The following is a 24,823-nucleotide window of genomic DNA, read 5'->3' on the forward strand; positions in this document are numbered from 1 at the left end:
ATGAACAACCCGCCGGATCACACGACGCAGGGCTCGGACCGGGTCCAGCGGGCGCTCCGCACACTGCTGGAGGAGCGCGACCGCCTCCGCCAGGAGAACGACGCCCTGAAGGCCGGCCGCGGCGAGCCGATCGCCGTCGTGGCCATGGCCTGCCGCTACCCCGGAGGCGTGTCGTCCCCCGAACAACTGTGGGAGGTGATCCGCGACGGCCGGGACGTCGTGGACGAGCTCCCGCAGGACCGCGGCTGGCGAGACGTGTACGACCCGGACCCCGACACCGTCGGCAGCGCGTACACGCGTCAGGGCGGCTTCCTGACGGACGTGGCCGGTTTCGACACGGACTTCTTCGGCATCAGTCCGCGTGAGGCGCTGGCGATGGACCCCCAGCAGCGGCTGCTCCTCGAGACGTCGTGGGAGGTCTTCGAGCGGGCCGGCATCGTTCCCGCAGGTGTGCGCGGCGCCGACGTCGGTGTCTTCACCGGAATCAGCTCGCCCGAGTACGGGGCCCGCTTCCTGGAGACCAGCGGGCACGACCTGGAGGGCTACCTGCTGTACGGCAGCACCCTGAGCATCGCCTCCGGCCGGGTGGCGTACCAGATGGGATTCACCGGGCCCGCGGTGTCGTTGGACACGGCGTGCTCGTCGTCGCTGGTGGCCCTGCACCTGGCGGTGCAGTCACTGCGTTCGGGCGAGTGCTCGCTCGCGCTGGCCGGCGGGGTCTCGGTGATGTCGACCCCCTCGATCCTCGTGGAGTTCTCCCGGCAGCGCGCGCTGTCGGCCGACGGCCGCTGCAAGGCCTTCGCCGACGGAGCCGACGGGACCGGCTGGGCCGAGGGCGCGGGTGTGCTGCTCCTTGAGCGGTTGTCCGACGCCCGCAGCAACGGCCACCCGGTCCTTGCCGTCCTGCGTGGTTCCGCGGTGAACCAGGACGGCGCCAGCAACGGCCTGACCGCCCCCAACGGCCGCGCCCAGGAGAGGGTGATTCGCAGGGCACTGGCGAACGCGGGCGTCGCGGCCAGCGAGGTGGACGCGGTCGAGGCCCACGGCACCGGAACCGCGCTGGGCGATCCCATCGAGGCCGGTGCGCTCCTTGCCACCTACGGCCAGGACCGGCCGCAGGACCGGCCGCTGTGGCTGGGGTCCGTGAAGTCGAACATGGGTCACGCCCAGGCGGCCTCGGGCGTCGCTGGCGTGATCAAGATGGTGATGGCCCTGCGGCACGGGGTGCTGCCCCGCACGCTGCACGTGGACGCGCCGTCCCCGCACGTGGACTGGGCGTCGGGTGCGGTGGAGCTGCTGACCGAGGCACAGCCCTGGCCGGACGCGGGCCGCCCGCGCCGCGCTGCTGTCTCCTCCTTCGGTATCAGCGGGACCAACGCGCACGTGGTGCTTGAGCAGGCCCCGGAGGGCGGGGACGCCGCTGGCGCGGACGTGCCGGGTCCGGCGGTGGCGGCGGACGGGCCGGTGGCGGCGGATGGGCCGGTGCCGTGGCTGGTGTCGGGTAAGAGTGCGGCGGCGTTGGGGGCGCAGGCGGGGCGGTTGGCGGGCTTCGTGGCCGCCGGTGCGGACCTGTCGGCGGCTGATGTGGGGTTGTCGCTGGCGGTGTCGCGGTCGGCGTTCGACCACCGGGCGGTGGTGATCGGCCGCGAACTGGCCGACTTCGAGGCCGCGTTGGCGGAACTGGCCGTCGGGGAACTGCCGCCGGGCGCGGTGACCGGCGCGGTGACCGCCGAGCCCGGCAAGACCGTGTTCGTCTTCCCCGGCCAGGGATCGCAGTGGCGGGGAATGGCCGTGGAGTTGGCCGACTCCTCACCGGTGTTCGCGGACCGGTTGGCGCAGTGCGCGGACGCCATCGAGGCGCATGTGGACTGGCGCGTGCTCGATGTGCTGCGGGAGGTGGAAGGGGCACCGTCGCTGGAACGGATCGAGGTCGTACAGCCGGTGCTGTTCGCCGTGATGGTGTCGCTGGCGGCGCTGTGGCAGGCCTGCGGGGTGGTACCGGCGGCGGTCGTCGGACACTCGCAAGGGGAGATCGCCGCCGCGTGCGTGTCGGGGGCGCTGTCGCTGGAAGACGCGGCGCGGATCGTCGTGCTGCGGTCGCAGTTGTTCGCGGACGAGCTGGTGGGCCAGGGCGCGGTGGCGTCGGTGGCGCTGTCGCGGGCGGACGTCGAGGCCCGACTGGACGCGTACGGGGACCAGTTGTCGGTCGCGGGGATCAACGGGCCCCGAGCGGTGACCGTCGCCGGTGAGGTCGAGGCCCTGGAGAAGCTCGTCGCGGGCCTGGAAGCGGAAGGCGTGCGGGCCCGAGTGGTACCGGCCACCGTGGCTTCGCACTGCGTTCAGGTGGACCGGCTGCGCGAACGAATCCTCGACCTGCTCGGCTTCGTCGAGCCGCGCGCCGGATCGGTGCCGCTGTACTCCACCGTCACCGGCCAGGTCATGGACGGATCGGAGCTGAATGCCGCGTACTGGTTCGAGAACTGCCGTCGCCCGGTGGCCTTCGAACCGGTGGTGCGGTCGCTGCTCGTCGACGGATTCCGCGTCTTCGTCGAGTCCAGCGCCCACCCCGTGCTGACACTGGGCCTCGTCGACACCGCCGACGACGCCGGGACCGAGGTCGTGGCGGTGGGCACCCTGCGCCGGGGCGAGGGCGGTCTTGAACGGTTCCACGCCTCCCTCGGTGAGGCGTGGACACAAGGCGTGGACGTCGACTGGCCGGTGGTGTTCCAGAGCCGGGCGGCACGCGTCGTCGACCTGCCGACCTACGCCTTCCAGCACCAGCGGTACTGGCTGAACGCCCCCTCGCACCCAGCCGTGACGGTGGAAACACCCCCGACGGAGCTGCCCACCGACGACGACCACCTCGTCCTACTGCCGGACAAGATCGCCGGACTCCCCGACAGCGACGCCGAGGCACTCGTCCTTGACCACGTCCTTAAGAAGGTCGCCGTCGTCCTCGGCCGACCCACCGCCGAGACGCTCGACCCCGACCAGAAGTTCGGGGACATCGGATTCGACTCGATGCTGTCGGTGGAGCTGAGCAAACGCCTGTCCGCGGCGACCGGACTCAAGCTGAGGGCGAACGTGGTGCTGAAGTACCCGACACCAAAACTGATCAGCGTGCACCTCATGTCCTCGATGGCCCGCCGCGATCCGCGGTAGTCGCCCCGAGCTCCGGGGCCCCGCACCTCGCCGTACGTCCCGCCGGCGGGACACCGCAAGGCCGACCGCGGCCCGTCCCGACCCGGCACCCCACTGTCTTGACCGGCTGATCCATGCTCGTGAAGGTGGAGGTGATCTGCGGGTTCCTCCGTTTCCCGGGCCTATTTGTTGAGGGGTTGATCCGTTTGCGTTCATTCGACGCGCCGGCCGCGCACAATGGGATGTGGCTGGCGCAGAAAATGACTCCCGATGCGCTGAACCACGCGATGATCATGTGGGACGTAGACGGTGAGCTGGACCCGGCGGCCATGGAATCCGCGTTCCGACACGTCCTCGGCGAGGCGGAGGTGCTGCGCGTCAACTTCGTCGACGACGGCAACGGGCTGCGCCTCGTACCTCGTGAACTGGGCGACTGGCGCCCCTTCTTCCTGGACCTCAGCGTCGCGGCCGACCCCGAGCAGGCGGCGCGCGAAGCACTCACCGACATGGTGCGCAAGCCCTACGACCTGGAACGGGACCTGCTGTTCCGCCTCGGCGTGGTCACCCTCGCGGCGAACCGCTCCCTCGTAGTGATCACGTACCACCACCTCATATCGGATGGATACGGGGCGGCGGGCCTGCTGTCGCGGCGCCTCGCCGAGGTGTACACGGCGCTCGTGCGCGGTGCCGAGGTACCCGAGCCGCCGCACACCTGGGACGCCGAGTCGTTCGCGGCCCTGGCGGCGGAGTACCGCGCCTCCCCGGCATCCGCCGACGACACGGAGTTCTGGCGGGACTATCTGAAGGACGCGCCCGCGCCCGCGCAGGTCCCGCGCGTCGCCCTGTCCGAGTCGATGGAGTCCGCGCTCCGCGAACCGATGAGCGGCGCCGACCGCTGGTCGGAAGTGGCCGACGCCATCGGCATGGTGAGCCGGACGCTGACCGTCCCGCGCGCCGAGGCGGACGCCTGGACCGAGGCCGCGAAGTCCATGGGCATGTGGATGTCGTCGATGCTGACCGCGGCCGCCGCCGTGTACCTCCGGCACCGCTGCGACCGCCCGGAGTTCCTCCTCTCGCTGGCCGTCGGCAACCGGGTCGGCGCGGCGAGCAGGACACCCGGTCTCGCGGTGAACGTGGTGCCGGTGCGGGTCAGGGTCCCGCTCGGCGCGACCCTCAGCGACATCGCCGACTCGGTGAGCGACGAGACGTACGAGATCTTCGACCACGCCGCCTGCCACTACTCCGAGATCCAGCGCGCCAGCGGAGCCGTCCTCAGCGGCCGCGGCAGCTTCGGCGCCGTCATGAACGTCACCGAATTCGCGGAGCAACTCCACTTCGCCGACAGCCCGGCCCGCTACCTCTGCGCGACCACCGGAACCTTCGACGAACTGTCGATCGCCGTCGGCACCGACGGAAGCCCCGAAAGCGACCTGTGCATCCGGCTCGACGCCCCCGCGGGCCTGTACTCCCGCGCGGAACTGCGCTTCATCGGCGAGGAGCTGATCGCCTACATCCGCGCCGTGACGGCCGCCGACCCGCAGTCGCCCATCGGCGCCCTTGACGTACTCAGCGGCGCCCAGCGGGACCAGGTACTGACGGCACCGAACGACACGGACGCGCCGCTGCCGGGGCTGACCGTTCCCGAACTGTTCGCCCGCCAGGTGCAGCGGACTCCCGACGCCGTCGCCGTGGACTCCGGCGACTCGACGGTCTCGTACCGGGAACTGGACGAGCGGTCGAGCCGCCTGGCCGAGGCGCTGCGACGCCACCACGTCGGACCCGAAACGGTCGTGGCGGTGGCGATGCCCCGATCGGTGGACCTCGCCGTCGCCCTCCTCGGGGTGGCGAAAGCGGGCGGAGCCTACGTTCCCGTCGACCCCGCGTTCCCGGTGGAGCAGATCGAATCGCTGGTCCGTGACTCCTCCTCGCGCGTCCTGCTCACCGACGCGAAGACAGCCGCAGCTCTCCCCGCCGACCTGGCCGCGCCGACGGTCCTGTTCGACGACACCCACTCAGACACCACCGCCGACGGTGACGGTGCGCGGGAGACTCTGGTCCCGCCGCACCAGGACAACCTGCTGGCCGTGACGTACGACAACGAATCCACCGGTGCCGCCACCGGAGCCGCCGTCACACACCGGAACATGGAGCGCTTCGTCCTGGACCGCCACTGGCGGGACAGCACCTCCGACACCGTGCTGTGGCACGCGCCGCTCACCTCCGACGCGCTCGCCATCGAACTGTGGGTGCCGCTCCTGAACGGCGGCCGGGTGGTCGTGGCCCCTCCCGGAGAACTGGACATCGACGCGCTGCCCGCGCTGCGCACCGCACACCAGATCTCCACGGTGTGGCTGCCCGCGGCCCTGTTCTCGTCGATCGCCGCGGAACGCCCCGAGTGCGTCGCCGGGTTCCGCGAGGTGTGGACCGGCGGTGACCGCGTATCCGCGGCCGCGCTGCGACGCGTACGGGAGGCATGCCCCGGGCTGACGATCGTCAACGGCCACGGCCCCACCGAAACGACGGTGTTCGCCACCCGCCACCGCCTGACCGCGGACGAGGCGGCCCACCACGCGAGCGCCCTCGGCCGCCCCATGGACAACACCGCCCTCTACGTGCTGGGGCCGGGCCTCGCGCCCGTACCCGCGGGCGTGACCGGAGAGCTGTACGTCGCCGGTCCCGGCCTGACACGCGGGTACCCCGGACGGCCCGGGCAGACCGCCGAGCGGTTCGTGCCCTGCCCGTTCGGCCCCGACGGCGGGCTCATGTACCGCACCGGACACCGGGTGCGGTGGGCAACTGACGGCCGCCTCGACCACGTGGGCCGGGCCGACTCCCAGGCGGAGATACGCGGTGTCCGCGTCGAAGCAACCGAGGTCGAAGAGACCCTGTCCGAACACCCCGGCCTCGCGCAGTCAGTCGTGGCCGTCGGCACGGACGACTCCGGACAGCAGCGACTCGTGGCCTACGTAGTCCCGGTCGGCGGCCCCGACCTCACGGTCGGCCTCTCCGTCGAGGAACTGCGCCGGTTCGTCGCGGGACGGCTCCCGGAGTACATGGTGCCAACGGCGTTCGTGACCCTGGCACGCCTGCCGATGACGGCCGACGGCAGGGTGGCCAGGACGACGCTGCCGGAACCGACGTTCGACGACGAGCAGTACCGGGCACCGCGCAACCACGTCGAGCGCGTCCTGGCCGAAGCGTTCGCCGACGTCCTCGAAGTGGACCGGGTCGGCATCGACGACGACTTCTTCGACCTCGGAGGCAACTCGCTGCGGGCCATCAGCCTGGTCAGCCAGATCCGGGCGGAGCTGAACCAGGAGGTGTCCATCCGCACGCTGTTCGCGGTGCGCACCGTCGCCGGCCTGTCAGACACCTGGAAGGACCTCGCCCAGTCCAGCAGGCCAACCCTGGGCCGCAGGACCAAGGACGGCGAAGTCCTCTGAGCGGGGCTATGGCCGAAGCGGAGGACCGTGTGGTGGAGATGAGTTCATGACGTCACAGACGCAGGGCAACGGGGGAGGGGACGAGATGGGACACACCGGAACGGACACGGACGTGGTGATCGCGGGCGCCGGGCCGACAGGCATGATGCTCGCCTGCGAGCTGCGCCTTGCGGGCGTCGACGTGGTCGTGGTCGACCGGCTCGCGGAGCGGACCGGCGAGTCGAGAGCCGGAGGCATGCACTCCCGCACGCTGGAGGTCCTGGACCAGCGCGGAGTCCTGGACCGCTTCCTGGCGGTCGGCGAACTGCAAGGAGTGGGCCACTTCTCCGGCCTCCGCCTGGAATTCGACGAGTCCGAGTCCCGCCACCCCTACCCGCTGATGATCCTGCAGTCCGCCATCGAGCGGATCCTCGAAGAGTGGGCCACCGAACTCGGCGTACGCGTGCGCTGGTCGTCCGAGGTGAGCGGAATCCACCAGGACGACTCAAGCGTCGCGGTCGAACTGCGTACGACACAGACGACACAGACGGCACCGGAGACACTGCGCGCCCGCTACCTCGTGGGCTGCGACGGCGGACGCAGCACCGTGCGCAAACTGGCGGGCATCGACTTCCCCGGCACCCCGGCGACGATGACCTCACTGATCGGCGACGTCGAACTCCCCGACCTGCCCGAGGACTACATCTGGGGGCGGCGCCGCCCGGGCGGGGACTACTCGGTGATCGCCTTCGAGCCCGGCTGGTACCGGGTCATCACCACCGAGCACGGCCGCAGCGTGGACCGCGACGAACCCACCACGTTCGAACAGCTCCGGGACTCGCTGATCAGGATCGCGGGCACCGACTACGGCATGCGGAGGCCGCGCTGGGTCTCCCGGTTCAGCGACGCCGCACGACAGGCCGCCAACTACCGGGAAGGCCGCGTGCTGCTCGCGGGCGACGCGGCCCACATCCACTTCCCCGCCGGCGGGCAGGGTCTGAACATGGGAGTGCAGGACGCGGTCAACCTCGGCTGGAAGCTCGCCTCGGTGGTGCGCGGCCAGGCCCCCGAAAGCCTGCTGAACAGCTACCACGCCGAACGCCACCCCGTCGGGGAACGCGTCCTGCACAACACCCGCGCCCAGGCGGCCCTGGCCCGCCCCGGCGCCCACTCGGACGCGCTGCGCGACGTGTTCTCCTCGCTCATCGTGTTCGACGACGTCAACCAGTACCTGCGCGGCATGCTGACGGCACTTGACATCCGCTACCCGACCGACGGCGACCACCTCCTCGCGGGCCGTCGGGTCCCCGACGCCGACCTCAAGGCCCCCGACGGCGCCACCCGCGTCTACGAACTCCTGCACGCCGCCCGCCCCGTACTGCTCGACCTGCGCGGCAGCGCCGAAGTGGCGGCGGCCGCCGAGGGCTGGGCCGACCGCGTCGACCTCGTCGAGGCACGGAGCGAGCACGACCACTGGCTCGTCCCGGCCATCGGCGAGATCCGCGCTCCCGCCGCGCTCCTCATCCGCCCCGACGGCCACGTCGCCTGGGCCGCCAACGACGCGCCCGACGCCTCCGCGCTCCGCACCGCCCTCGCCACCTGGTTCGGCCCGGCCCTACGGGCGTGAGGCACCGCGGCACACCTCAGCGCGGGCGGTGTCGCGGCGCCGCCGCCCGGCGCTGACCACCACACGCCTCCAGCACCCGGAAGCGGAAAGGGAACGACAGAATGACGAGTCCGCTGGAAGAACGGTGGATACGCCACTACCGCGACGACGACACCTGCGGGACGAAACTCGTCTGCTTCCCCCACGCCGGCGGCTGGGCGAGCGCCTATCGCACCTGGCCCCTGGGCCTGCCCCCGGACATCGGCGTGCTCGCCGTCCGCTACCCGGGCCGAGAAGACCGGTACGCCGACCCGTTCCCGCCGGGGCTCGAGGACCTCGCGGACGACATAGCCGACGCGCTCACCGAGTTGACGCGACACCAGTTGGTGCTGTTCGGCCACAGCATGGGCGCCACGGTGGCGCACGAGGTGGCGCTGCGCCTCCAACAGCGGGGGTGCCCGCCAGCCGCCCTGTGCGTGTCCGGCAGACGACCGCCGCACGCGCTGGACGGATCGCGGACATACTTCGACACGGACGAGAAGATCATCACGGAGATCCTGCGCTTCGACCAGAGCCGCGCCCCGGTCTTCGCGGACCCCGACCTGCGAGAACTCGTACTCCCCGCGGTTCGCGCGGACTACCGGATGGTGGACGCCTACCGCGGTGGCCCCCGCCCTCCGCTCGACTGCCCCGTATACGGCTACACCGGTGACAACGACCCCGAAGCGACCCCGAAGCAGATGCGCGGCTGGGCGGACCTGACGCACACCGCCTTCCGGCTCCGCGTGCTGCCCGGCGGCCACTTCTACCTCGTAGCCGAGGAAGCCGCGCTCCTGGCGGACTTGACCGACGTACTGGCCCGCACCAAGCGCCGTACAGAGGCCGCCTCCTGACGCACGACCAACACAGCGGCCGCGCACCGCAGCGCCCTGACTCTGCAAAGTCGTGCTCGATAGCACCAAGATCCTCGATCAGCAGATGCGGAGCGCTGTTCATGTGCGTCCCCCGATGCTCCGTAGGGGCCCTGAGGCGCGGCTTTCGCCGGCCGACGGGGCGGAAACGGAGGAGAGCCTGCTACGGATACGCCGATGGTAGAGCCGATGCGGCGCGGGGTGACAGTATGTTTTCCGAATTCACCCCGGCCGGGTGGAACTCCCGGGCGGAGTTCGGGGCGGAGTTCGGGGCGGAACCCTTCGCCGTCCGAACAACGGTCCGCATACCGGCCGGATCAACCCGCCAGGGGTAGTTGGACGACCAGCAGCTTTCCGGCCATGGTCACGCCGCCGTCCATCGCGATGGCGAGATCGTCGGCGTAGACGTGCGGTCCTTCGACGGACGGGGCGCCGCCGTCCTCGCCGTCTTCCGAGCCGACCTCGCCCAGCAGATACGGAATGGGGCTGTGGCCGTGCACGATGCGCTGCCCGCCGTAGGCGTCGAGCAGCTCGCGCACCGCCACCGGGCCGGCGTCCTCGTCGCGGAAGGCGAAGCGCTTGGTGAACTTGCGGAACAGGTCCCAGCACTCGTCGGCGTCGCTGCGCTGCAGGGCCTCCGTCACGGCGTCGTTGACCGCCTCGATGGAGTCGCCGTACTCCAGGTAGGCGGTGGTGTCGGAGTGCACCAGCAGGTAGCCGTCCGCCTCGGTCATCGCGTCGAGCCGGGACATCCACTGGAGGTGGTGGTCCTGGAGCCGCTCCATGTCGGTGCGCTGGCCGCCGTTGAGCAGCCAGGCGGCCTGGAAGGAGGCGGTGCCGGCGCCGGAGTTGACCGGGGTGTCGCCGAACCGCTTGGCGCCGATCAGCAGCAGCTCGTGGTTGCCCATGAGTGCCTTGCAGTAGCCGCCCGCGGCGGCGGCCTGCGCGGACAACTGCATGACGAGGTCGATGACGCCGATGCCGTCCGGGCCGCGGTCGGTGAAGTCGCCGAGGAACCACAGCCGGGTGTTGCCCGCGGCCCAGTCGCCGTTCTCGTCGATGAGCCCTTCGGCGGCCAGCGCCCCGCGCAGTTCGTCGTGGTAACCGTGGACGTCGCCGACGACGTAGAGCGGGCCGGGGCCGTCGCCCTCGGCTGCCGCGCGCGCCGGATCGGGGACGGGGGTGAGCGCGACGGTCGGCCGGTCCTGCGGCGCGACCAGAGGGCGGTCCACCAAGGTGTGGCCGGGGCCCATGGCCGGCAGGCTGCGCTCGGTCGGGGTGTACTCCGGGATGTTCTGGATGTCCGGCCGCTGGGTGGAGGTGGCCACCGGGCCCGGGTTGGCGTACGGCCGCGGCCGCACGGGCGGAGGCACGGGCGACGAGGCATGGGGAGGCACGGACGCCTGCGAAGGCACGGACGCCTGCGAAGGCGCGGATCCCTGGGGAGGCACGGCCGCCTGGAGGGATACGGACGGCGACGCCTGGGGCGGTACGGACGCCTGGGCGAGGACGGGCGACGGCACCTGGGGAGGCACAGTCGGCGAGGCATGGGCATTGGCGGGCGAGGACGCCGGAACGGGTGCGGGCGACGACGCCGGGCCGGGTACGGGCGACGACGCGTACGCGGGTACGGGCGGTACCGCCGCCGTGGTCCGTGCCGTGGGTCCCTGACCGGCCCCCTGAGTCATCGACCCCTCCACCATCGCGCCGCACGTGCACCCTGTGGACCGTGCCTGGTCGAGGGCGGTCCGCGGTGTCATCCGCCCATCATAGGAATGACCGTCAGGGCTTGTGACGCACCAGGGTGCCGTCAATCGGAATGAGGCTCCACTCCACTAGGGATTTCTCCCGAATTGGTCCGGTAGAGACCCGCCCCAGACTACCGAGCCCGCTCCAGTGGAGCTCCGCTCATTCTCCCGTCGGGCCGCGTGGCGGGCTGATGGTGGTGCGCGGTGAGCGGCGCTGCGAGGAGGTGCGGACCATCAGCTCGGTCGGTATCACCTGCTCGACGGGGCGCCCGGCGTCGTGTCCTTCGATGGCGTCGATCAGCAGCTGGACGACGGCGGTGCCGATCCGGCGCGGCTTGAGGGACAGGGTGGTGATGGGCGGGTCGGTGTTGGCGTACACGGCGGACTCGCTGCAGCACACGAGCAGCAGATCGTCGGGGACGCGCAGACCGTAGCGGCGGGCGGCGGCGAGCAGGTCGGTGCCGTTGGGGTCGAAGAGGCCGTAGACCGCGTCGGGGCGGTCGGGGCGGGCGAGCAGCCGGTCGGCGGCGACCGCCCCGGCGCAGGGGTCGTGGGCCGGGTACTCCTCGTACACCGGGTCCTGGCCGACCCGCTCGCACCAGTTCAGGTACGCGGTGGTGGACAGCCGGGTGTAGGTGTCGGTGGTGGTGCCGGTGAGCAGGCCGATCCGGCGGGCGCCGGCCTCGGCGAGATGGTCGAGCAGGCCGGCGACGGCGGCCTCGTGGTCGTTGTCGACCCAGGCGGTGACCGGGAGCGTGCCGGCCGGGCGGCCGTCGCTGACCACGGGGATGCCCTGGCGGAGCAGCTCGGTGACGACCGGATCCTGGTCGGAGGGGTCGATGACGACGGTGCCGTCGAGGGCGACGTTGGACCACACGTCGTGCCGGGAGGTGGCGGGCAGGATGACCAGGGCGTAACCGCGGGCCAGCGCGGCGGAGGTCGCGGCGCGCGCCATCTCGGCGAAGTACGCGAACTCCGTGAAGGTGAAAGGTTCATCCCCGTACGTGGTCACGGTCAGCCCGATCAGGCCCGACTTGCCGGTGCGGAGCGTGCGGGCCGCGGCGGACGGGCGGTAGCCGAGCCGGTCGGCGACCTCGCGGACATGGCGGCGGGTGGCGTCCGGTAACCGGCCCTTGCCGTTGAGCGCGTCGGAGACAGTCGTGATCGAGACGCCGGCCGCGGCGGCCACGTCCCTGATGCCCGCCCGCCCCAACCGGCGGCCGGTCGACCCGCTCACCTGGTGCTTCCCTGCTGCTGTCATGGCGAGCCGATAGTAGGGCTCCGCCGGTACGGCTGAGGGGTGCCCCGAATGGAGATCGGAAGGCACGATTCTGCAAGGCCGCGCCCCGCTGTTTGCCTTGGAAGGGCAGGTGGCGAAGGGGGCGGCTGGGTCCATCCAGGCCTCTGGCATATCCACGCCTGGTGATTGGTCCAGGTTTCGAAGAGGTCTCAACTCACCTTCATGGGTGATGCGCGCTACGGCGCCCGCCACCGGCGCGCGAAGAAATGGGAGTGCGCCCCCCTCCGGGCCGGGAAGCGGCCGGGCGGCTCAGGGCGGGAAGCGGCCGGGCGGTCCCGCCCCGGTTCCTCCTTACGGTGACCGGGTGAATCCTCCTAAGGTGTGGAGTATTGATGAGCCAGGACGGTCGAGGAGGACCCGCGGTGTCTGACAAGAGCCCCAAGCTGCGTGCTGCGCTGGACGGCATCCCCACCTACAAGCCGGGCAAGCCCGCCGCCGAGGGCGGCCCCGCGGCCTTCAAGCTGTCCTCCAACGAGAACCCCTACCCGCCGCTGCCGGGCGTGCTGGAGAGCGCCACCCGAGCCGCCGCCTCCTTCAACCGCTACCCCGACCTGATGTGCAGCGGTCTGATGGCCGAGCTCTCCGAGCGCTTCGAGGTGCCCGTGACGCATCTGGCCACCGGCACCGGCTCGGTCGGTGTCGCCCAGCAGCTCGTCCAGGCCACCTCGGGCCCCGGCGACGAGGTGATGTACGCGTGGCGGTCCTTCGAGGCGTACCCGATCATCGCCCAGGTCTCGGGCGCCACCTCGGTGCGGGTGCCGCTGACCGACGCCGAGGTCCACGACCTGGACGCGATGGCCGCCGCGATCACCGACCGGACCCGGCTGATCTTCGTCTGCAACCCCAACAACCCCACCGGCACCGTGGTGCGCCGCGCGGAGCTGGAGCGCTTCCTGGACCGGGTGCCCTCGGACGTGCTGGTGGTGCTGGACGAGGCGTACAAGGAGTTCATCCGCGACGAGCAGGTGCCGGACGGCATCGAGCTGTACCGGGACCGGCCGAACGTCTGCGTGCTGCGCACCTTCTCCAAGGCCTACGGCCTGGCCGGGCTGCGGGTCGGCTTCGCCGTGGCCCACGAGCCGGTCGCGGCGGCGCTGCGCAAGACGGCGGTGCCGTTCGGGGTGAGCCAGCTGGCGCAGGACGCGGCGGTCGCCTCGCTGCGCAGCGAGGACGCGCTGCGGGAGCGGGTGGACGCGCTGGTGGCGGAGCGGACCCGGGTCGTCGCGGCGCTCGCCGCGCAGGGCTGGACGGTGCCGGAGACGCAGGCGAACTTCGTGTTCCTGCGGCTGGGGGACCGTACGCAGGACTTCGCCGCGGCGTGCGAGAAGGCGGGCGTGGTCGTCCGCCCGTACGGGGACGAGGGAGTGCGGACGACGATCGGCGAGGTCGAGGCGAACGACATCTTCCTCCGGGCGGCGGAGGAGTTCCGCGCCCAGCTGTAGCGGTGTAGCGGTTTCGGCTCGGACGGCCTGCGGCGTGCAACGCGCCGCAGGCCGTCGCGTATGGGGTACCCCCGGTAGCCCACCCCCGGTGAGGGCAGCCGAAAGCCTGTGCGTCATAATTGCTTGTGAATGTGAATGCATTCACAAGCTCCGCGTTTTGTGGTGCTTTGCGGGGGTGGGGGCACCTGCGGAGGGGTCTGCGGCCGCGGCCGCGGTGACGCACGACGGTAAGGAGAACGACGTGGACCTGGCTCTGGCGCCAGAGACACTGGCGCGCTGGCAGTTCGGCATCACGACCGTCTACCACTTCCTCTTCGTCCCGCTGACCATCAGCCTCGCCGCCTTCACGGCGGGTATGGAGACGGCCTGGGTCCGCACGGGCAAGGAGAAGTACTTCCATGCCACCAAGTTCTGGGGAAAGCTCTTCCTGATCAACATCGCGATGGGGGTGGTCACCGGCATCGTGCAGGAGTTCCAGTTCGGCATGAACTGGTCCGACTACTCCCGCTTCGTCGGTGACGTCTTCGGCGCCCCGCTCGCGATGGAGGCGCTCATCGCCTTCTTCTTCGAGTCCACCTTCATCGGCCTGTGGATCTTCGGCTGGGACAAGCTGCCCAAGAAGCTGCACTGCGCCTGCATCTGGATCGTCGCCGCGGGCACGGTGCTGTCCTCGTACTTCATCCTGGCCGCCAACTCCTGGATGCAGCACCCGGTCGGCTACAGCATCGACAAGGCCACGGGGAAGGCGCAGCTCACCGACATCTGGGCGGTGCTGACCCAGAACACCACCCTGGTCGTGGTCTTCCACACTCTCACCGCCGCCTTCCTCACCGGTGCCGCGTTCGTCGTCGGCATCGCCTCCTTCCATCTGTGGCGCGCCAAGCGCGCCCTGGACAAGGGGGAGGAGCCGAGCGTGAAGCGGAGCAAGCAGATCGGCGCCATGCGCTCCTCGCTGCGGGCCGGTCTGGTCATCGCGGTGATCGCGGGCCTGGGCACCGCCATCAGCGGTGACGAGCTCGGCAAGGTGATGTTCGAGCAGCAGCCCATGAAGATGGCCGCCGCCGAGGCGCTGTGGGACAAGCAGGCGCCCGCGCCGTTCGCGGTCTTCGCCGTCGGCGATGTCGGCGAGGGGCACAACAGCACCGAGCTGGAGATCCCCGGACTGCTCTCCTTCCTCGCGCACAACAACTTCTCCGACGCCGTCCCCGGCATCAACGACCTCGCCGAGCGGGAGGCGGAGCTCTACGGCGGCGAACCCGAGGACTACATCCCCAGCATCTTCATGACCTTCTGGGGCTTCCGGCTGATGATCGGCTTCGGGATGACCTCGTTCGCCGCCGGTGTCATCGGCCTGTGGACCACTCGCCGCAAGCTCTGGCTCGCCCCCGAGTTCCGCACCGGGGCCAACGAGGTGCCCCGGCTGATGCTGACCCGGCGCCGGGAGCTGAACCCGTTCCTGACCCGCTGGGCCTGGCGGCTGGGCATCCTCACCATGGGCTTCCCGCTGATCGCCAACTCCTTCGGCTGGATCTTCACCGAGATGGGCCGTCAGCCATGGGTGGTGTACGGGCTGATGAAGACCGGCGACGCCGTCTCGCCCGGTGTGGGAACCGCCGAAGTGCTGGTCTCCATGGGCGTGTTCACCCTGCTGTACGGCGTGCTCGCGGTGGTCGAGGTGCGGCTGCTGGCCAAGTACGCCAAGGCCGGGCCGGACGTCGACGAGAAGCCGCCCGCGAAGGACCCGCGGCTGCGGATGCCGTCGGACCCGGGCGGCACCGGATCATCCGGATCGACCGGATCAGAGGACGCCGACCGCCCGCTGACCTTCGCGTACTGACGGGGCAGGGAGAGCTCGACATGCACCTTCACGACATCTGGTTCCTGGCGATCGCCGTCCTGTGGATCGGCTACTTCTTCCTCGAGGGATTCGACTTCGGCATCGGGGTGCTGACCAGGCTGCTGGCCAGGGACCGCACCGAGCGCCGCGTACTGATCAACACCATCGGGCCGGTCTGGGACGGGAACGAGGTGTGGCTGCTGACGGCGGTCGGCGCGACCTTCGCCGCCTTCCCCGACTGGTACGCCACCCTCCTCAGCGGCTTCTACCTGCCGCTGCTGGCCATCCTGGTCTGCCTCATCCTGCGCGGCGTCGCTTTCGAGTACCGGCACAAGCGTGACGAGGAGCGCTGGCAGCGCAACTGGGAGCACGCGATCTTCTGGTGCTCGCTGATCCCGGCCTTCCTGTGGGGTGCGGTCTTCGCCGCGATGGTCCGGGGCGTGCCGATCGGCCCCGACAGGAACTACGCCGGGGACGTCGGCGATCTGCTCAGCCCGTACGCGCTGCTGGGCGGGCTCGCCACGCTGGCGCTGTTCACCTTCCACGGCGCGGTGTTCGCCGCGTTGAAGACGGTCGGCGACATCCGGGTACGGGCCCGTCGCCAGGCCGGGCTGCTGGGCCTGGGCGCGGCGGCGCTGCTGGTGGCGTTCCTGGCCTGGACCCAGGCCGACAGCGGCAACGGCCGCAGCCTGGCCGCGCTCGCCGTGGCGGCCGCGGCGCTGGCCGGTGCGCTGGCCATGAACGCCCGGGGCCGGGAGGGCTGGTCCTTCGCGCTGTCCGGCGTCGCCGTCGCGGCGGCGGTCGGCATGCTCTTCCTGGCGCTGTTCCCCGACGTCATGCCGTCCTCGCTGGACCCGCGGTGGAACCTGACGGCCGACAACGCGGCGTCCAGCCCGTACACGTTGAAGATCATGACGTGGGTGGCGCTGGTGATGACGCCGCTCGTCGTGGCCTACCAGGCGTGGACGTACTGGGTGTTCCGCAAGCGGATCGGCGTTCAGCACATACCCGCGGGGCATCAGCCGGTGCCGGTCGGCTCTGCCGTGCGTCAGCCCGCGGCGCGTAAGCCCGTGGTGGACTGAGGGGCGGCGGACCATGCGTCCTGTGGATCCCCGGCTGCTGCGCCACGCCCGTGCCACCCGCGGCTTCCTCGCCGCGTCCGTGGCGCTCGGGCTGGCGGGGGCCGGGCTCGTCGTCGCCCAGGCGACGCTCATCGCCGAGCTGGTCGTCGGGGCGTTCCAGCAGGGCCGGTCGGCTGGGGAACTGGCCTGGCCGCTGGCCCTGCTGGCAGCCGTGGCGCTCGGCCGCGCGCTCGTCTCCTGGCTGACCGAACTGGCCGCCCACCGGACGAGCGCGGCGGTGAAGTCCGCACTGCGCATGCGGCTGTTGGCGCACGCGACGAGGCTGGGGCCGCGACGTTTCACGTGGAACATCGGCGAGTTGACCACACTCGCCACGCGTGGCGTCGACGCGCTCGACGACTATTTCGCCCGCTATCTGCCCCAGTTGGGGCTCGCGGTCGTCGTACCCGTCGCGGTGCTCGCCCGGATCGTGACCGCCGACTGGGTCTCGGCACTGATCATCGCGGCCACGCTGCCGCTGATTCCGCTGTTCATGGTGCTGATCGGCTGGGCGACGCAGAGCCGGATGGACCGGCAGTGGCGGCTGCTGACCCGGTTGTCCGGGCACTTTCTCGACGTGGTCGCCGGACTGCCGACGCTCAAGGTCTTCGGCCGCGCGAAGGCCCAGGCGGCGTCGATCCGTACGATCACCGCCGACTACCGCCGAGCCACCCTGCGCACGCTGCGGCTGGCGTTCCTGTCCTCCTTCGCGCTGGAGCTGCTGGCCACGCTGTCGGTGGCGCTGGTCGCGGTCGGCATCGGCATGCGGCTGGTCCACGGGGAACTGGACCTGGCCACTGGGCTGGTGGTGCTGATCCTGGCGCCGGAGGCGTATCTGCCGCTGCGGCAGGTGGGCGCGCAGTACCACGCGGCGGCGGAGGGCCTGGCGGCGGCGGACGAGGTGTTCGCGGTCCTGGAGCGGGAAGCCCCCGCGGCGGGCGGGCTGGAGGTACGGGTCGGCCACGCGGGTGCGGTCGGGGCGGAGGCAGGGAGCGGCCAGGCGGGTGCGGTCGCGGCGGAGGCGGGGGGCGGCCGCACGGCTGCCGTGTTGGCGTTCGAGGACCTGGTCGTCACGTATCCGGGCCGCACGGAACCGGCGCTCGCGGAGACGTCGTTCGCGGTCCGGCGCGGGGAGACGGTGGCCCTGGTCGGCCCGAGCGGGGTCGGCAAGAGCACGCTGCTCGACGCGGCCCTGGGTTTCGTCACGCCCGCAGGCGGCCGGGTGCTGATCGACGGTACGGACCTGGCGGAGCTGGACGCGGAGAGCTGGCGGCGGCAGGTGGCCTGGGTACCGCAGCGGCCGTACCTGTTCGCCGGGACGATCGCGGACAACGTGCGACTCGCCCGGCCGGACGCGGACGACGCGGCGGTACGGGATGCCCTGCGGGCGGCCGGGGCGCTGGCGTTCGCGGAGGCGCTGCCCGGCGGGATCGACGCGGCGGTCGGCGAGGGCGGGGCGGGCCTGTCGGCCGGTCAGCGCCAGCGGATCGCCCTGGCCCGGGCCTTCCTGGCGGACCGGCCGGTCCTGCTGCTGGACGAGCCGACGGCAAGCCTGGACGGGGAGACGGAGGCGGGCATCGTCGACGCCGTACGGAGGCTGTCGGCGGGCCGCACGGTGCTCCTGGTCGTCCACCGCCCGGCACTGCTGGCGGCCGTGGACCGCGTGGTCCGCCTGGCGCCTTCCGGCCCGGTCACGGTTTCGGGCGGCCGTGCCGGTGGCGCGGGCGCCGCCTCGGCGCTCCCGGGTGCGCCGGATGAGGTCGGGGCGAGCCCGGGCGAGGTCGCGTGCGCGGTGCCGGGTGACCGCAGCCTGCGCGAGGGGGACCATGCGCCGGACACGGGCGCGGCGGTGCCGGGGGACCGGGGCAAGGGCGCGGTGGCGGGGGGTCGTGGCGCGGGCGCGGTGTCAGGTGACCGTGGCCAGGACATGGGCGCGGCGGTGCCGGAGGGTCGGGGGATGGGCGCGGTGGCGGGGGTGTTGGCGGGGTGTCGGCCGCGGCGTGGGCGGTTCGGGCTCGCGCTGCTGCTCGGCGCCCTCGCCCTCGCAAGCGCCGTCGGCCTCATGGCCGTATCCGGCTGGCTGATCTCGCGCGCCTCGCAGCACCCGCCCGTCCTCTATCTCATGGTCGCCGTCACCGCGACCCGCGCCTTCGGTATCGGCCGCGCCGTCTTCCGCTACGCCGAGCGGCTCGTCTCGCACGACGCCGCCCTCCGGGTCCTGGCCGATCTGCGCGTCGCCGTCTACCGGCGGCTGGAACGGCTGGCCCCGGCCGGTCTGCGCGACACCCGGCGCGGCGACCTCCTCTCCCGCCTCGTCGCCGACGTCGACGCGCTCCAGGACCACTTCCTGCGCTGGCTGCTCCCCGTCGGCACGGCGTGCGCCGTCTCGGCCGCGTCCGTCGGCTTCACCACGTGGCTGCTCCCCGAAGCGGGCGCCGTCCTCGCGGCCGGTCTGCTGACCGCCGGGGTCGCCGTTCCGCTGCTGTCCGGCGCGCTCGCGCGCCGCGCCGACCAGCGGCTGGCCCCCGCCCGCGGCGCGCTCGCCACCGAGGTCGTCGATCTGCTGCACGGGACCGCCGAGCTGACGGTCGCCGGTGCTCTGCCGCGCCGCCTCGACTCCGTACGCCGCGTCGACCGCGCGCTCACCCGGATCGCCCGCCGCGCGGCCGCCGCCACCGCCCTCGGCGCCGGATTGTCCGCCCTGACCTGCGGGTTGACCGTGACCGCCGCCGCCTGGCTCGGCGTGCGTGCCGTGGCGGACGGGCGGCTGGGCGGCGTGTGGCTGGCGGTCGTGATCCTGACGCCGCTCGCCGCGTTCGAGGCGGTCGCGGGGCTGCCGCTCGCGGTGCAGTACCGGCAGCGGGTGCGGCGTTCCGCCGAGCGGGTGGCGGAGGTACTGGACGCGCCGCCCCCGGTGACCGAGGGCACGGGCGAGGCCCCCGCCTCGCCGTTCCCCCTCGTCGTACGGGATCTGACCGCCCGGTATCCAGGGCGGACCGCGCCCGCCCTCGACGGGTTCGGCCTGGAGCTGACCGCCGGGCGCCGGGTGGCCGTCGTCGGCGCGTCCGGCGCGGGCAAGTCCACGGTCGCCCAGGTGCTGCTGCGCTTCCTGGACGCCGAGTCCGGTACGTACACGCTCGCGGGCCGGGACGCCGCCGCGCTGGACGGGGACGGCGTCCGGCGGCTGGTGGGGCTGTGCGCCCAGGACGCGCACGTCTTCGACAGCTCGTTGCGCGAGAACCTGCGGCTCGCCCGGCCCGGCGCCGGCGACGGCGACCTGCGGGCGGCGCTGCGGGCCGCTCGCCTGCTGGAGTGGGTGGACGGGCTGCCGGACGGTCTCGACACCGCCGTCGGCGAGTTCGGCGCCCGCCTCTCCGGCGGCCAGCGGCAGCGCCTGGCCCTGGCCCGCGCGCTGCTCGCCGACTTCCCCGTCCTGCTGCTCGACGAACCGGCCGAACACCTCGACCCTGCGACCGCGGACGCCCTGACGGCCGATCTGCTGGCCGCCACGGAGGGGCGCACGACGGTGCTGATCACGCACCGGCTGGCGGGTCTCGCCGGGGCGGTGGACGAGGTGATCGTCCTGGCGGAGGGGCGGACGGTGCAGCGTGGGACGTACGAGGAGGTGACGGCGGCGGACGGGCCGTTCCTGCGGATGCTGGAACGGGAGCGGCTGGTGGAGCGGGAACTGCTGGTGGAGCGGGACCAGCCGGGGGAGCGGGAGCGGGCCGCCGAAGGCGCGGAGGACGTCGCCGAGCGCACGGCGGGCAATCAACAACTTTCCCTGGCAAAAGGTGCTTATTAGGCTCAAGGGCATGGCAGCCACGGCAGGACCAGGACCAGGACCAGGACCAGGACCAGGACCAAGGCCAGGACCACAGGACGACTCCCCCGACGGTTCCCGGGACGACTTCGACGCGGCGACCGAGGCCACCCGCGGCCTGCGCGGTCTCTCCACCGAGCTGACGTCCCGCATCCCGCGCCTGCTGGAGGCGATGCGCACCATCGGCAGCGGCCTCGACGTCCACACCGTTCTGGACCGGATCGCCCGGACGGCCGCCGAGTTCGCCGAGGCCCGCCAGGCCGCCATCGGCGTCTTCGCCGCGACCGGTGACGGCCTGGCCGACCTGAGCACGTACGGCGTGCCCGACGGAGACCGAGCGCGCGTCGCGGAGCTGCTCGCCGACCCGTCCGCCGCCCGCTCCCTCGACCTGACCTCCGCGCCGGAGCGCGACTGCCTGCGCGTACCGATCCGCGTCCAGGGCGAGCACTTCGGGGACCTGTACCTGACCGACAAGCGCGGCGGCGGCGCGTTCGGCGTCTCCGACCTCGGCATGGTGAAGGTGCTGGCGACCGAGGCGGGGATCGCGATCGGCAACGCCCGCCTGTACGACACCACCCGGCAGCGCGAGCGCTGGATCGACGGTTCCGTGGCTGTCACCACCGCGCTGCTGTCCGGCGGCGACGCGGAGGACGCGCTCTCCGTCGTCGCCGAACAGGCGCGCCGCCTGGCCGGTTCGACGGCCGGGATCGTGCTCGTACCGGAGGAGAACGGCGGCCTGGAGATTGTCGCCGCGAACGCCGACGACCCGTCAGGGCTGATCGGTACGGTCGTCTCCGCGCGGTCCCCGATCGTGCCGCAGCTGCTCGCCGGTGAGCCGGTGTTCGTGGACGACTCGGCGACCGACCCGCGGATGACCGCCCCCGTCGCGCAGCGGTACGGGCCCAGCATGATGCTCCCGCTGCGCAGCGGCGACCGCGTGCTCGGCATCCTCGCCACCCCGCGCGCACGCGGCGGCCCGCCGTTCACCGACACCGAGCGGGTGCTGGCCACGCAGTTCGCGGCGCAGGCCGCGCTGGCGCTGGTCCTGGCGGAGGCGCAGCGCGACCGGGAGCGGCTCGCGGTCTACGAGGACCGCGACCGGATCGCGCGCGATCTGCACGACCTCGTCATCCAGCGGCTGTTCGCGACGGGGATGATGCTGGAGAGCGCGCAGCGCCAGGCGGACCGGCCGGAGGTGCGGGAGCAGGTCGGCCGGGCCGTCGACGAACTGGACGCGACGATCCAGGAGGTACGTACGGCGATCTTCGCGTTGCAGCAGGGTCCCGCGGAGGTGCCGTCGGGGCTGCGGACGCGCGTCCTGCGGGAGATCGGCACGGCGGCGGTGCCGCTGGGGTTCCAGCCGTCGGTGGTGTTCGTCGGGGCGGTGGACGCGCGGGTCGGCGAGCTGACGGCGAAGAACCTGATCGCGGCGCTGCGCGAGGCCCTGTCGAACGCGTTCCGGCACGCGCGCGCGGACCGTATCGAGGTCACGGTCGACGCGACGGTGACGCTGCCGGACGGCCGGGACGGGGTACGGCTCCGGGTCGCGGACAACGGCGTGGGCATCCCGGCCGGCGGCCGCCGCAGCGGCCTGCGCAACCTCGCCCGGAGAGCCGAGTCCCTGGGCGGCTCCGCCACGTACGGACCGGGCATCGGCCCGGAGGCGGCGGGCACGACGATCACCTGGGAGGCCCCGCTGTAGGGCGCGCCCGGCATGGTGCCCCGGCGAGGGCACCGGGCTCGGGCGGAGCCAGGACACACGGGCGGGGCGGGAGGGTGTACGGCCGCGCACGCGCGGCGCGCGGGCCCGTACACCCGTCGTGGGGACGTTCGCTGCTCCGTTCGGCGTGCCGCACGGCGTGGCTCAGGCAGGCTTCGCCGCGACCGCACGGGGAGCCGGGCCACCATCCCCTTTATGCGACCTCCGTACCGCGGGCGCCGATTCACCGCCCGAGCCGTGTGCTCTCTCACGGTGGTGCTGTGTGTCCTGCCCGCGTGCGATGGCGCCGCCCTCGCGGCGGCCCCGGCGGCGGCCGAGAGCGGCGCGCGCGGTACCCGCGACCGGGCCGCCGACCGCGCCGACCGCGCCGACCGCGCCGACCGCGCCGACCGCGCCGACCGCGCCGACCGGGCCGACCGCGCCGCGCGGGTGAGCGCCGACGTGGCGCGGCTGCACCAGCGGGCCGGTGAGGTCGCGCGGCGGTACGAACGGGAACGCGCCGCCGTTCGCCGCCACCACGCCGAGACCGAACGCGTCGCCCGCGCCCTGCGCCACGAACGCCGCACCACGGAGCGGTTACGGCAGGCGGCCGGGCGCCTGGCCCGCGAGCGCTACCGCTCCGGCGCGCTGCCGTACGCACTGCTGCCGCTGCGCTCGCTCGGCGCCGACGCGCACTCCCGGCTGCGCGGCGACCGTACGCTGGCGCGGCGGCTGACCGAGGCTCAGGCACGCGGCCGCCGGCTGGCCGAACGGGAGCGGGCCGAGGCCGCCCGAACGCGTGAGCTGGCGGCTCGGGCGCGGCGGCTGAACGCCGACGTCCACGAGGTCGAGCGGAAACTGGCGGAGGCGCGGGCCACGCTGCGGCGCGTGGTGTCGCGGGTGGCGCACGACGGGCAGTGCGTCGTTCCCGGCCGCGGGGCGCGCCGGGCGCCCGGCGCGCGGGCCGGACTCCCGGCCGGATCGCCGCTCCCCCGCGCCGAGGCGGGCGGGCCCGAGCCTGACCGCGCCGGTTCCCGAACCGGTACCGGCGGTCCACCGCGAGCCGAGCGCGGGGGGCCGCGCGTCGCGCCCCGTGCGGCGTGGACCCGCCCGGTGGCCGCCTACACGCTGTCCGCCGGGTTCGGCCGCGCCGGAGCGCGATGGGCGCACCGGCACACGGGGCAGGACTTCGCCGTGCCCGTCGGCACCCCGGTACGGGCCGTGGGCTCCGGCGAGGTCGTCTCACTGCGGTGTGGTGGCCCGTACGGGATGAGCGTGCTGCTGAGGCACGCGCGCGGGGCCTATACGCAGTACGCGCATCTGTCGGCCGTGCTCGCCGCGCGCGGGGAGCGGGTCCGGGCGGGGCAGTGGATCGCGCTGTCCGGCGACACCGGCAACTCGACCGGCCCGCATCTGCACTTCGAGGTGCGGCGCGGCCCGAAGTCCGGCTCCGCCGTGGACCCGGTGAGCTGGCTGCGCAGGCGCGCCGTGAGCCTGCCGGCGCGGGTGGACGAGGAGCGGCGGCGGAGCTGACGGACCCCGGCCCCCGGGCCGCTGCCGCCCTCCCGGGGCCGCTGCCCCCCCAGCCGTGCCGCTTCCCGGCGTGCTGCTTCCCGGCTGTGCCGCTCCCCGCTGCGCCGCCCCGTGCCGCTGCCGCTCAGAGTCCCAGGACGCGTTCGATGACGGCGGCCACGCCGTCCTCGTTGTTCGCCGCCGTACGGTGCGTCGTCGCGGCCAGGACCGCCGGGTGCGCGTTGGCCATCGCGTACGACGTGCCCGCCCAGGTCAGCATCTCCAGGTCGTTCGGCATGTCGCCGAACGCCATCACCTCGTCCGGCGCGATACCGCGTTCCGCGCAGGCGCGGGCCAGCGTGCTGGCCTTGCTGACGCCGTGGCCGCTGATCTCCAGCAGGGCGGTCGGGCTGGACCGGGTGAAGGACCCGTAGGCGCCCGCCGCCGCACGGGCCAGCTCCAGGAAGGCGTCGGGGGAGAGCTCCGGGTGGTGCGCCAGCAGCTTGAGGATCGGCTGGTGGCCGTACTCGCCGTCCGCGGAGAGCAGCTTCTCCACCGGGGCGACCAGGCCGACCGGGTCCAGGGAGAAGGGCGGGTAGAGCGGCTCGTAGTGGACGCCGCCGGTCCGCTCGACGGCGTAGGCGACCCCGGGCGCGGCCGTGCGGACCGCCGCCACCACGTCGAGGGCGTCGGCGCGCTCCAGCGGGTACAGGCTGACGACACGGCCGCCGTCGCGCAGGTCGACCACGGCCGCGCCGTTGGCGCAGATGGCCAGGCCGTGGCCGTGCACGTGGTCGCGGACGACGTCCATCCAGCGTTCCGGGCGCCCGGTCACGAAGAAGACCTCGATGCCCGCCCGCTCCGCGGCGGCGAGCGCCGCGACGGTGCGGTCGGAGACCGTCTTGTCGTCGCGCAGCAGGGTGCCGTCGAGGTCGGTGGCGATCAGCCGGGGCACGGCCGGGGCCGCCGTCCTGTCCAGGGACGGGGACGGGGCAGGGGCCGGGGTCTCGGGCCGCTCGGTAACGGGAGGAGTCACGGCAACCATCCTCCCGCATATGCCGAGCATGCGGCGTACGGGTGTACGAAGGCCGCGCGCGTATGAGCCACCGCGCGCCGCCGAGCCCGCCCCCGCGTGGCTGGCCCGCCCCCGCGTGCGGGCCGGGCCCCGCGCCGCGGAGCCCCGCCAGGCGCGCCTGAGCGACCCGGGCGCCTGGGCCCGCCCCGTGCGTGCGGTCAGGCTCGCCCCCGCGCGGCCCGGGCT

The 24,823-nt window shown here is 72.9% G+C and carries 13 protein-coding genes and 1 pseudogene; 11 read left to right on the forward strand and 3 right to left on the reverse strand.

The features are described from left to right. The 4 genes from Q3Y56_RS18120 to Q3Y56_RS18135 all read left to right on the forward strand — a co-directional run bounded on the left by Q3Y56_RS18120 (position 1) and on the right by Q3Y56_RS18135 (position 9,062). Positions 1–3,162 carry a beta-ketoacyl synthase N-terminal-like domain-containing protein gene (locus Q3Y56_RS18120; RefSeq protein WP_304462954.1) on the forward strand — a complete coding sequence of 1,054 codons (3,162 nt, stop codon included), beginning with the start codon at positions 1–3 and terminating at the stop codon, positions 3,160–3,162. Between the two features lie 221 nt (positions 3,163–3,383). Next, a complete protein-coding gene (locus Q3Y56_RS18125) occupies positions 3,384–6,584 on the forward strand; it encodes an amino acid adenylation domain-containing protein (RefSeq protein ID WP_304465667.1) in 3,201 nt (1,066 codons plus the stop codon). A gap of 46 nt (positions 6,585–6,630) precedes the next feature. Continuing rightward, a complete protein-coding gene (locus Q3Y56_RS18130; RefSeq protein WP_304462955.1) occupies positions 6,631–8,190 on the forward strand; it encodes an FAD-dependent monooxygenase in 1,560 nt (519 codons plus the stop codon). A gap of 101 nt (positions 8,191–8,291) precedes the next feature. Then, positions 8,292–9,062, forward strand: a complete 771-nt coding sequence (locus Q3Y56_RS18135; protein ID WP_304462956.1) for a thioesterase II family protein — start codon at positions 8,292–8,294, stop codon at positions 9,060–9,062. Positions 9,063–9,397: 335 nt separating this feature from the next. On the opposite strand, the gene Q3Y56_RS18140 is transcribed toward Q3Y56_RS18135, so the two are convergent. Continuing rightward, positions 9,398–10,441 (reverse strand): metallophosphoesterase, encoded by a 1,044-nt coding sequence (locus Q3Y56_RS18140; protein WP_369696762.1) that lies wholly within the window; start codon positions 10,439–10,441, stop codon positions 9,398–9,400. Here Q3Y56_RS18140 and Q3Y56_RS33540 point away from each other — a divergent pair. Next, positions 10,332–10,751 (forward strand): hypothetical protein, encoded by a 420-nt coding sequence (locus Q3Y56_RS33540; RefSeq protein WP_369696879.1) that lies wholly within the window; start codon positions 10,332–10,334, stop codon positions 10,749–10,751. The genes Q3Y56_RS18140 and Q3Y56_RS33540 overlap by 110 nt on opposite strands. A 237-nt stretch (positions 10,752–10,988) precedes the next feature. Here the strand turns inward: Q3Y56_RS33540 and Q3Y56_RS18145 are convergent, their stop codons facing one another. Next, positions 10,989–12,089 (reverse strand): LacI family DNA-binding transcriptional regulator, encoded by a 1,101-nt coding sequence (locus Q3Y56_RS18145; protein ID WP_304462957.1) that lies wholly within the window; start codon positions 12,087–12,089, stop codon positions 10,989–10,991. Positions 12,090–12,490: 401 nt separating this feature from the next. Here Q3Y56_RS18145 and hisC point away from each other — a divergent pair, with 401 nt between their 5' ends. The 6 genes and pseudogenes from hisC (at position 12,491) to Q3Y56_RS18175 (ending at position 23,583) form a co-directional block, all read left to right on the forward strand. Continuing rightward, positions 12,491–13,570, forward strand: a complete 1,080-nt coding sequence (hisC, locus tag Q3Y56_RS18150) for a histidinol-phosphate transaminase (protein ID WP_304462958.1) — start codon at positions 12,491–12,493, stop codon at positions 13,568–13,570. A 241-nt stretch (positions 13,571–13,811) separates the two neighbouring features. Continuing rightward, positions 13,812–15,407 (forward strand): cytochrome ubiquinol oxidase subunit I, encoded by a 1,596-nt coding sequence (locus Q3Y56_RS18155; RefSeq protein WP_304462959.1) that lies wholly within the window; start codon positions 13,812–13,814, stop codon positions 15,405–15,407. A 20-nt stretch (positions 15,408–15,427) separates the two neighbouring features. Beyond that, positions 15,428–16,426 (forward strand): annotated as a pseudogene (gene cydB / locus Q3Y56_RS18160) (cytochrome d ubiquinol oxidase subunit II); the annotation flags it as partial. A 76-nt stretch (positions 16,427–16,502) separates the two neighbouring features. Further along, on the forward strand, positions 16,503–20,333 hold the full coding sequence (cydD, locus tag Q3Y56_RS18165) for a thiol reductant ABC exporter subunit CydD (protein ID WP_304462961.1): 3,831 nt from the start codon (positions 16,503–16,505) through the stop codon (positions 20,331–20,333). Between the two features lie 10 nt (positions 20,334–20,343). After that, positions 20,344–22,053, forward strand: a complete 1,710-nt coding sequence (locus Q3Y56_RS18170; protein WP_304462962.1) for a GAF domain-containing sensor histidine kinase — start codon at positions 20,344–20,346, stop codon at positions 22,051–22,053. A 255-nt stretch (positions 22,054–22,308) separates the two neighbouring features. Next, positions 22,309–23,583, forward strand: a complete 1,275-nt coding sequence (locus tag Q3Y56_RS18175) for a M23 family metallopeptidase (RefSeq protein ID WP_304462963.1) — start codon at positions 22,309–22,311, stop codon at positions 23,581–23,583. 124 nt (positions 23,584–23,707) lie between these two features. Here the strand turns inward: Q3Y56_RS18175 and Q3Y56_RS18180 are convergent, their stop codons facing one another. Beyond that, positions 23,708–24,607: an HAD family hydrolase gene (locus Q3Y56_RS18180; RefSeq protein WP_304462964.1), complete on the reverse strand. Its 900-nt coding sequence runs from the start codon at positions 24,605–24,607 to the stop codon at positions 23,708–23,710. Between the last annotated feature and the right edge of the window lie 216 nt (positions 24,608–24,823).

This window comes from Streptomyces sp. XD-27 (assembly GCF_030553055.1).
GTDB lineage: Bacteria > Actinomycetota > Actinomycetes > Streptomycetales > Streptomycetaceae > Streptomyces.

Coding starts and splice junctions, on each gene's coding strand:
- Q3Y56_RS18120 (WP_304462954.1), top strand. CDS start 1: ATGAACAACCCGCCGGATCACACGACGCAGGGCTCGGACCGGGTCCAG.
- Q3Y56_RS18125 (WP_304465667.1), top strand. CDS start 3,384: ATGTGGCTGGCGCAGAAAATGACTCCCGATGCGCTGAACCACGCGATG.
- Q3Y56_RS18130 (WP_304462955.1), top strand. CDS start 6,631: ATGACGTCACAGACGCAGGGCAACGGGGGAGGGGACGAGATGGGACAC.
- Q3Y56_RS18135 (WP_304462956.1), top strand. CDS start 8,292: ATGACGAGTCCGCTGGAAGAACGGTGGATACGCCACTACCGCGACGAC.
- Q3Y56_RS33540 (WP_369696879.1), top strand. CDS start 10,332: ATGGCCGGCAGGCTGCGCTCGGTCGGGGTGTACTCCGGGATGTTCTGG.
- Q3Y56_RS18145 (WP_304462957.1), bottom strand. CDS start 12,089: ATGACAGCAGCAGGGAAGCACCAGGTGAGCGGGTCGACCGGCCGCCGG.
- cydD (WP_304462961.1), top strand. CDS start 16,503: ATGCGTCCTGTGGATCCCCGGCTGCTGCGCCACGCCCGTGCCACCCGC.
- Q3Y56_RS18170 (WP_304462962.1), top strand. CDS start 20,344: ATGGCAGCCACGGCAGGACCAGGACCAGGACCAGGACCAGGACCAGGA.
- Q3Y56_RS18180 (WP_304462964.1), bottom strand. CDS start 24,607: ATGGTTGCCGTGACTCCTCCCGTTACCGAGCGGCCCGAGACCCCGGCC.